The organism is Aeromonas cavernicola, assembly GCF_002795305.1.
Taxonomy (GTDB): Bacteria; Pseudomonadota; Gammaproteobacteria; order Enterobacterales; family Aeromonadaceae; genus Aeromonas; species Aeromonas cavernicola.
Genome location: NZ_PGGC01000091.1, coordinates 37,590 through 44,651, shown reverse-complemented (window position 1 = coordinate 44,651; position 7,062 = coordinate 37,590). Strand labels below are relative to the sequence as shown.

9 protein-coding genes are annotated in these 7,062 nt (G+C 53.2%); 8 read left to right on the top strand and 1 reads right to left on the bottom strand.

Going from position 1 to position 7,062, the window contains the following annotated elements; all coding sequences use genetic code 11:
• Positions 1-125: 125 nt before the first annotated feature.
• Complete coding sequence (locus CUC53_RS10555) at positions 126-707, bottom strand: Maf family protein (RefSeq protein WP_100294126.1); 582 nt, start codon at positions 705-707, stop codon at positions 126-128.
• A gap of 118 nt (positions 708-825) precedes the next feature.
• On the opposite strand from CUC53_RS10555, the gene yceD reads away from it, so the two are divergent.
• The 8 genes from yceD (at position 826) to fabF (ending at position 7,003) form a co-directional block, all read left to right on the top strand.
• Positions 826-1,347 carry a 23S rRNA accumulation protein YceD gene (gene yceD, locus CUC53_RS10550; protein ID WP_100294125.1) on the top strand — a complete coding sequence of 174 codons (522 nt, stop codon included), beginning with the start codon at positions 826-828 and terminating at the stop codon, positions 1,345-1,347.
• A gap of 19 nt (positions 1,348-1,366) precedes the next feature.
• Positions 1,367-1,534, top strand: coding sequence for a 50S ribosomal protein L32 (gene rpmF, locus CUC53_RS10545; RefSeq protein ID WP_005300935.1), 168 nt, complete (start codon positions 1,367-1,369; stop codon positions 1,532-1,534).
• A 9-nt stretch (positions 1,535-1,543) separates the two neighbouring features.
• Complete coding sequence (plsX, locus tag CUC53_RS10540) at positions 1,544-2,563, top strand: phosphate acyltransferase PlsX (RefSeq protein ID WP_100294124.1); 1,020 nt, start codon at positions 1,544-1,546, stop codon at positions 2,561-2,563.
• Positions 2,564-2,570: 7 nt separating this feature from the next.
• The gene (locus CUC53_RS10535; protein ID WP_100294123.1) at positions 2,571-3,530 is read left to right on the top strand and encodes a beta-ketoacyl-ACP synthase III; all 960 of its coding nucleotides are present in this window, start codon (positions 2,571-2,573) and stop codon (positions 3,528-3,530) included.
• 71 nt (positions 3,531-3,601) lie between these two features.
• Complete coding sequence (fabD, locus tag CUC53_RS10530) at positions 3,602-4,537, top strand: ACP S-malonyltransferase (RefSeq protein ID WP_100294122.1); 936 nt, start codon at positions 3,602-3,604, stop codon at positions 4,535-4,537.
• Between the two features lie 13 nt (positions 4,538-4,550).
• Complete coding sequence (fabG, locus tag CUC53_RS10525; RefSeq protein WP_100294121.1) at positions 4,551-5,285, top strand: 3-oxoacyl-ACP reductase FabG; 735 nt, start codon at positions 4,551-4,553, stop codon at positions 5,283-5,285.
• Between the two features lie 157 nt (positions 5,286-5,442).
• Positions 5,443-5,679, top strand: coding sequence for an acyl carrier protein (gene acpP / locus CUC53_RS10520; RefSeq protein ID WP_005300909.1), 237 nt, complete (start codon positions 5,443-5,445; stop codon positions 5,677-5,679).
• A gap of 82 nt (positions 5,680-5,761) precedes the next feature.
• Positions 5,762-7,003: a beta-ketoacyl-ACP synthase II gene (gene fabF / locus CUC53_RS10515; RefSeq protein WP_100294120.1), complete on the top strand. Its 1,242-nt coding sequence runs from the start codon at positions 5,762-5,764 to the stop codon at positions 7,001-7,003.
• Positions 7,004-7,062 lie beyond the last annotated feature (59 nt).

The following is a 7,062-nucleotide window of genomic DNA, read 5'->3' as shown; positions in this document are numbered from 1 at the left end:
ATTATACCGAAATTAATCAGCTCAAGACGACAGCCCCTAGCAGGGCTAAGACGAGTGTCGCCATCCAAATATAAAAAACGGAAGCCAAGACTTCCGTTTTTTATTGGCATAGTTGCAACAAGGGATCAGGGTAGGGCGATGCCGTGTAGACTCAGTAACTCGATCAAACCGATCAGTGGTAAGCCGATCAGTGCGTTGGGATCGCGCCCTTCCAGCGCGTTGAACAGCACGATCCCCATCCCCTCACATTTGAAGCTGCCAGCACAGTCAAGTGGCATTTCTGCCTCGACATAACGGCGAATTGCGGATTCGGTAAGTGCGCGAAAATGGACAGTAAATGGCTCAACTAACTGATGAATTTCCTCAGTGGCTGCGTTCACTACGCATAGACCTGTGTAAAAGGTCACACTACGCCCTTGAGTCGCCATCAGCTGGGCGACGGCATTGTCGAGCGTACCTGGCTTGCCGAGGATGTGGCCATCGCACACGCACACCTGATCAGAACCGATGATTAAGCCGTGATCACGTTGCTTTGCGATAACATTAGCCTTGGCATAAGCCAGTCTGGCTACCAGCGCTTCGGCTGATTCGCCAGCCAACGAACGTTCATCTACATCAGGTGAGGCACATTCAAACGGGAGGCCTAGCTTTTCCAGCAGCGCTTTGCGATAGCGAGAAGTTGAGGCGAGGATCAGATTCTGTGGCATAATCGGCTACCGATGTGAGCAAGTGCCGACATTGTAGTGGCCCGCGCTATTAAAATCATCGGCTGTAAGGACCTTTTCCTTTGACTATCACTTGTTGGACCTATATTATTCGCGCCCTATGCAAAAGGTGAAGTTGCCCGTTAAGGTTGATCCAGTCCGTAGTGCCTCGAAGCTACTCGATTATGTCGGGATAGTGGAAAAGTCGCAGATGCCCAGATTGGAAGCGTCAACCGCTGGCTTACGGAGTGATATCGATGTATCGCTGCACTTTGGTAAAGATGTCCAAGCGTTAACCGTTATGAAAGGCACTGCCCATGCCAAGGTTGACCTGGTTTGCCAGCGTTGTGGGGAAACATTTGAACATCTCTGTGAAGCTGAATTTATCTACACTCCGCTGTTCGAAAGAACAAACGAGGAAGAACTGCCGGAAGCTTATGAGCCCATTGAGTTGGACGAAAACGGCGAAATTGATCTTCATCAACTCCTAGAGGATGAAATAATCCTTTCGTTGCCACAGGTAGCCATGCACTCTATGGATGTCTGTCCGCGTGGGAACATGGAGATGACTTGGGGTGAAATTGAGCCTGCTGATGAGCGCCCGAATCCCTTTGCAGTTCTTGAAACGCTTAAACGTAAGTGAATTTAGGAGTTAGCCTACCATGGCCGTACAACAGAACCGTAAAACCCGAGCTAAGCGTGGCATGCGTCGTTCCCACGATGCGCTGACCACTGCTGCCCTGACTGTGGATCAGACCAGTGGCGAAATCCATCGTCGTCATCACGTGACGGCCGATGGTTTCTACCGCGGTAAAAAGGTAATCGCTTAAGGATTGCCATTGTCTACGCAGACTGTCGCGCTAGACATCATGGGGGGAGACTTTGGCCCCTCGGAAACAGTGCCTGCCGCCGTGCAGGCACTGTCTCTTTTACCCCAGCTAAAACTTATCCTGGTCGGTGACCAACATCAGACCTCCTCTCTGCTGCAGCAACATGGCTTGCTGAATCATTCCCGCGTTCGTTTCGTACATGCATCCCAAGTGGTTGGCATGGGCGATAACCCCATTATTGCTTTGCGCACGTTGAAAGATTCTTCCATGCGGATCGCACTTGATTTAGTGAAAAGTGGAGATGCTGACGCTTGCGTTAGCGCCGGCAATACCGGTGCTCTGATGGCTATGGCTAAGTGTGTGCTCAAAGCGTTACCAGGCATAGACCGACCGGCTCTGATCAAAGCCCTGCCTACCCTAAATGGTCAGCGTACTGTGATGCTTGACCTTGGCGCTAATGTCAATTGTGACGCAAAGGAGTTGTTGCAATTTGCCGTTATGGGCTCTGTCGTGGCGCAAACCGTGGAGGGGGTCACCGCACCCAGAGTCGCCTTACTGAACGTGGGGGCGGAAGATAACAGGGGCAACAAACTAGTACGTCACAGTGCTGATTTGCTGCGTCAGTGTCAGGCACTCAATTTTGTCGGTTTTATCGAAGGGGATCATCTCTTTAGCGGGGAGTGTGACGTGATCGTCTGTGACGGTTTCGTTGGCAATGTCGCACTTAAGACCGCTGAGGGGGTCGTGCGGATGATGGCGGCGCTGGCAGGATATCCCCGCAAAAAACGTAGTTTTCTTGGTTTTATCGCCGAAATTATGTTCAAACGGCGTTTTTTATACCTGAACCCCGACCAGTATAACGGAGCAAGTCTGTTAGGATTGCGCGGAATTGTGGTAAAAAGCCATGGGCGGGCAGAACGGCGCGCTCTATATAACGCGATTCTGCTGGCCGCACAAGAGGCCAAACATCAACTTCCACTGCAAATAGCAGATCGCCTTGAAGCTGTCTTTTCCGACAGGGACCGATAAAAACTCTATGCATAGTAAAATTCTGGGTACTGGCAGTTATCTGCCGAGTGCCGTGCGCACAAATGCAGACCTCGAACAGATGGTTGAAACCAGTGACGAGTGGATTGTGGAACGCACCGGTATCCGTGAGCGCCGCATTGCCGCTGTTGACGAGACCGTTGCCACCCTCTCTTACCAAGCTGCCTTGCGGGCCCTTAATGCAGCGGGTCTGAACGCTGCCGATCTCGATATGATCGTGCTGGCCACCACTAGTGCTGAAAATGCCTTCCCCGCTGCTGCCTGCGAACTGCAGGGGCTGCTCGGCGTACCGAGTATTCCTGCATTTGACGTGGCGGCGGCTTGTGCCGGTTTCACTTATGCGCTTTCCATTGCCGATCAGTTCGTCAAGTCAGGTGCCGCTCGCCATGTGCTGGTCGTTGGTGCCGATGTCCTGTCCCGTATGTGTGATCCGCAAGATCGTGGCACCATCATCCTGTTTGGTGATGGGGCAGGGGCGGTTGTGATTGGTGCCAGTGATACACCTGGCATTCTCTCCACCCATCTCCATGCCGATGGCCGTTATGGCGAACTGCTTAAGTTACCTCAGCCTCGTCGCGGTATGCTAGGGGCAGAGCTTGAAGCCTACATGTATATGAAGGGCAATGATGTCTTCAAGGTGGCGGTCACCCGTTTGAGTGAAATCGTCACCGAAACCCTAGCTGCAGCCAATATCGAGCCGAGTGAGCTGGACTGGCTGGTGCCTCATCAAGCTAATTTCCGCATCATCAGCGCTACCGCCAAGAAGCTGGGCATGGGACTCGACAAAGTAGTGCTGACCCTCGACAAGCACGGCAACACCTCGGCTGCCTCTGTCCCTATTGCCTTTGATGAAGGGATACGAGATGGCCGGATCAAGCCCGGACAGCTGGTATTGCTGGAGGCTTTTGGTGGCGGTTTTGCTTGGGGCTCGGCGCTAGTTCGCCTCTGATCTTCGCTGGGGTGGTGCATTCATCGTCCCATCACAGATTTCATTTTTGTCTTATCTAAAAGGAATCAACAATGACTCAATTTGCCATTGCCTTTCCTGGACAAGGTTCCCAGTCCGTCGGCATGTTGGCCGAGCTGGCTGAACAACATCTTGTGATCAAGGAAACCTTCACCGAGGCGAGCCAAGTACTGGGCTATGACCTATTTGCCTTAGTGATGGCCGGACCAAGCGACGAGCTTAATAAGACTTGGCGTACCCAGCCTGCGCTGCTGACCGCCTCTGTCGCCCTGTGGCGCCTGTGGCAGCAGCAGGGTGGGGCAACCCCCGCCATGATGGCGGGTCACAGCTTGGGTGAGTACTCCGCGCTGGTTTGCAGTGGCGCACTCGATTTTGCCGATGCGGTCAAACTGGTCGAGCTGCGTGGCCTAGCCATGCAGGAAGCCGTGCCAGAAGGCATCGGTGCCATGGCGGCCATCATCGGCCTAGATAACGATGCCATCGCTGCCAACTGCGAAAAAGCAGCGCAAGGGCAGGTGGTCTCGCCGGTCAACTTCAACTCCCCGGGCCAGGTGGTGATCGCCGGTCATAAAGAAGCCGTTGAGCGCGCCAATGTGCTTATGAAAGAGTCGGGCGCTAAACGTGCGTTGCCGTTGCCGGTTTCTGTGCCGTCTCACTGCGCGCTGATGAAACCCGCCGCAGAAAAACTGGCAACTGCGCTGGACGGGATCGAGATCAAGGTTCCAACCATCGCGGTCATCAATAATGTCGACGTGTCCTGTGAACAGGATCCGGCCGCTATCAAACAGGCTTTAGTGCGTCAACTGTTCAGCCCAGTTCGTTGGACCGAGACGGTCGAGCGGATGGCTAATGAAGGGGTGACCCTCGAGATTGAGATGGGACCGGGCAAGGTATTGACTGGGCTGGCCAAGCGCATTGACAAGCGGGTGGAAGGTATCCATGCCAACGATGTCGCCTCTTTCGAACAGGCATTGGCCCAGGCTAACTAAACAGGAGCAATAGATGAGCTTTACCGATAAGGTTGTGTTGGTGACCGGTGCCAGTCGTGGCATCGGCCGTGCGATTGCCGAGACATTCGTGGCCCGTGGCGCGAAAGTGGTCGGCACGGCGACCAGCGAGAGTGGTGCCGAGGCGATCAGCGCCTACTTGGGCGACAATGGCTGCGGCATGGCACTGAACGTCACCAGCCAAGAATCCATCGAAGCTGTCTTTGCCGCCATCAAGGCGCGTTTTGGTGACATCGATATTTTGATCAACAATGCAGGGATCACCCGCGACAACTTGTTGATGAGGATGAAAGATGACGAGTGGAACGAGATCATTGATACCAATCTGACCTCACTTTATCGTCTGAGCAAACCGGTGTTGCGCGCCATGATGAAGAAGCGCAATGGCCGCATCATCAGCATTGGCTCCGTAGTGGGAACCATGGGCAACGCCGGTCAGGTCAACTATGCCGCAGCCAAGGCTGGGCTAGTCGGTTTTACTAAATCGCTTGCGCGTGAAGTGGCCTCCCGTGGCATCACAGTCAATGCGGTTGCCCCTGGTTTTATCGAGACAGATATGACTAAAGCACTCAATGAAGAGCAGCGTGCTGGCATCATGAGCCAAGTGCCTGCCGCTCGTTTGGGTGATCCTAAAGAGATTGCTGCCGCTGTGGTATTTTTGGCTTCTGATGAGGCAGCGTATATTACCGGTGAAACCCTGCATGTTAACGGCGGGATGTACATGGTGTAATCAATTTGTCGTGATTTCTGTTCAAATTTGCGATAGTACGCCGAAGTTTGGCACTTTTCGTGGTTTGACCAGCGGCAAGCTACTTGCAAACTCACAGCAATTGAATAAACTACCCCAACCAGACGCAATAGCGTATTTTTAAAGGAAAATTCAGGTCATGAGCAACATCGAAGAACGCGTAAAGAAAATCATCATCGAACAACTGGGTGTCAAAGAAGAAGACGTTAAGAACGCTGCCTCCTTCGTCGACGACCTGGGCGCTGACTCTTTGGATACCGTTGAATTAGTAATGGCGCTGGAAGAAGAATTCGATACCGAAATTCCTGATGAAGAAGCCGAGAAGATCACCACTGTTCAAGCGGCTATCGACTACATCACCGCTAATCAGGAATAAGTTCCTGTTCTGAAAGAAGCGGCCCAAGGGCCGCTTCTTTTGCATTTACTCCTCTTTAAAACACCTCTCGGAGACTACCTCAGTGTCAAAACGCAGAGTCGTGGTGACCGGCTTGGGGATGCTTTCCCCGGTAGGCAACACTGCTGAAACCAGCTGGCAAGCCCTACTTAACGGGCAGAGCGGCATTTCCCTCATCGAACATTTTGATGCCAGCGAGTTTGCAACCCGCTTCGCAGGCTTGGTCAAGGATTTTGATCCTGAGCAGTACGGTATTAACCGTAAAGAAGCTCGCAAGATGGATCTCTTTATTCAGTACGGTATTGCCGCAGGTATTCAGGCACTGAACGATGCCGAGCTCGACATTAATGAGCAGAATGCCGAGCGGATGGGTGTGGCAATCGGTTCTGGTATCGGTGGTTTAGGATTGATTGAACAAAACCACAGCAGCCTGCTCAACGGTGGTCCACGCAAGCTGAGTCCCTTCTTTGTACCCTCAACCATTATCAATATGGTGTCAGGCCATCTTTCCATCATGAAAGGTCTGCAAGGGCCGAACATTGCCGTGACCACCGCTTGTACCACAGGTACTCATGCGATTGGGATGGCGGGGCGGATGATCGCTTACGGCGATGCTGACGTCATGGTGGCTGGAGGAGCGGAAAAAGCCTCTACCACGATGGGGATGGGGGGCTTTGCGGCGGCTAAAGCACTTTCTAATCGTAATGACGAGCCGACCAAGGCCAGTCGTCCGTGGGATAAGGACCGCGATGGTTTCGTGCTGGGTGATGGTGCTGGGGTACTGGTGCTGGAAGAGTATGAACATGCCAAGGCCCGTGGCGCCAAGATCTATGCTGAACTGGTTGGTTTTGGCATGAGCGGTGACGCCTACCACATGACTGCGCCTCCTGCTGATGGTAACGGTGGCGCCCGTGCCATGAAAAATGCCATCAAGGATGCCGGCATTGCCCCCGAGCAGATCGGGTATATCAATGCCCACGGCACCTCCACCCCACTCGGTGATGTGGCTGAGTTGCGTGGTATGAAAGCAGTATTTGGTGAACATGCCAAGTCGCTGATGGTCAGCTCGACCAAATCGATGACCGGTCACCTGTTGGGTGCTGCGGGTGCCATCGAAGCGATCATCACGGTATTGGCATTGCGTGATCAAATCGCTCCACCGACCATCAATCTGGATCACCCTGATGATGAGTGTGATTTAGATCTGGTTCCCCACGTGGCCAAGCCGGGCAACTTTGAATATGCCCTCTCCAACTCGTTTGGTTTTGGCGGTACCAATGGTTCCTTGATCTTCAAACGCGTATAATTGCCCGCGGGCAATAAGACAGGCCCGATACTGCCAGTATCGGGCCTTTTTTATCGGAG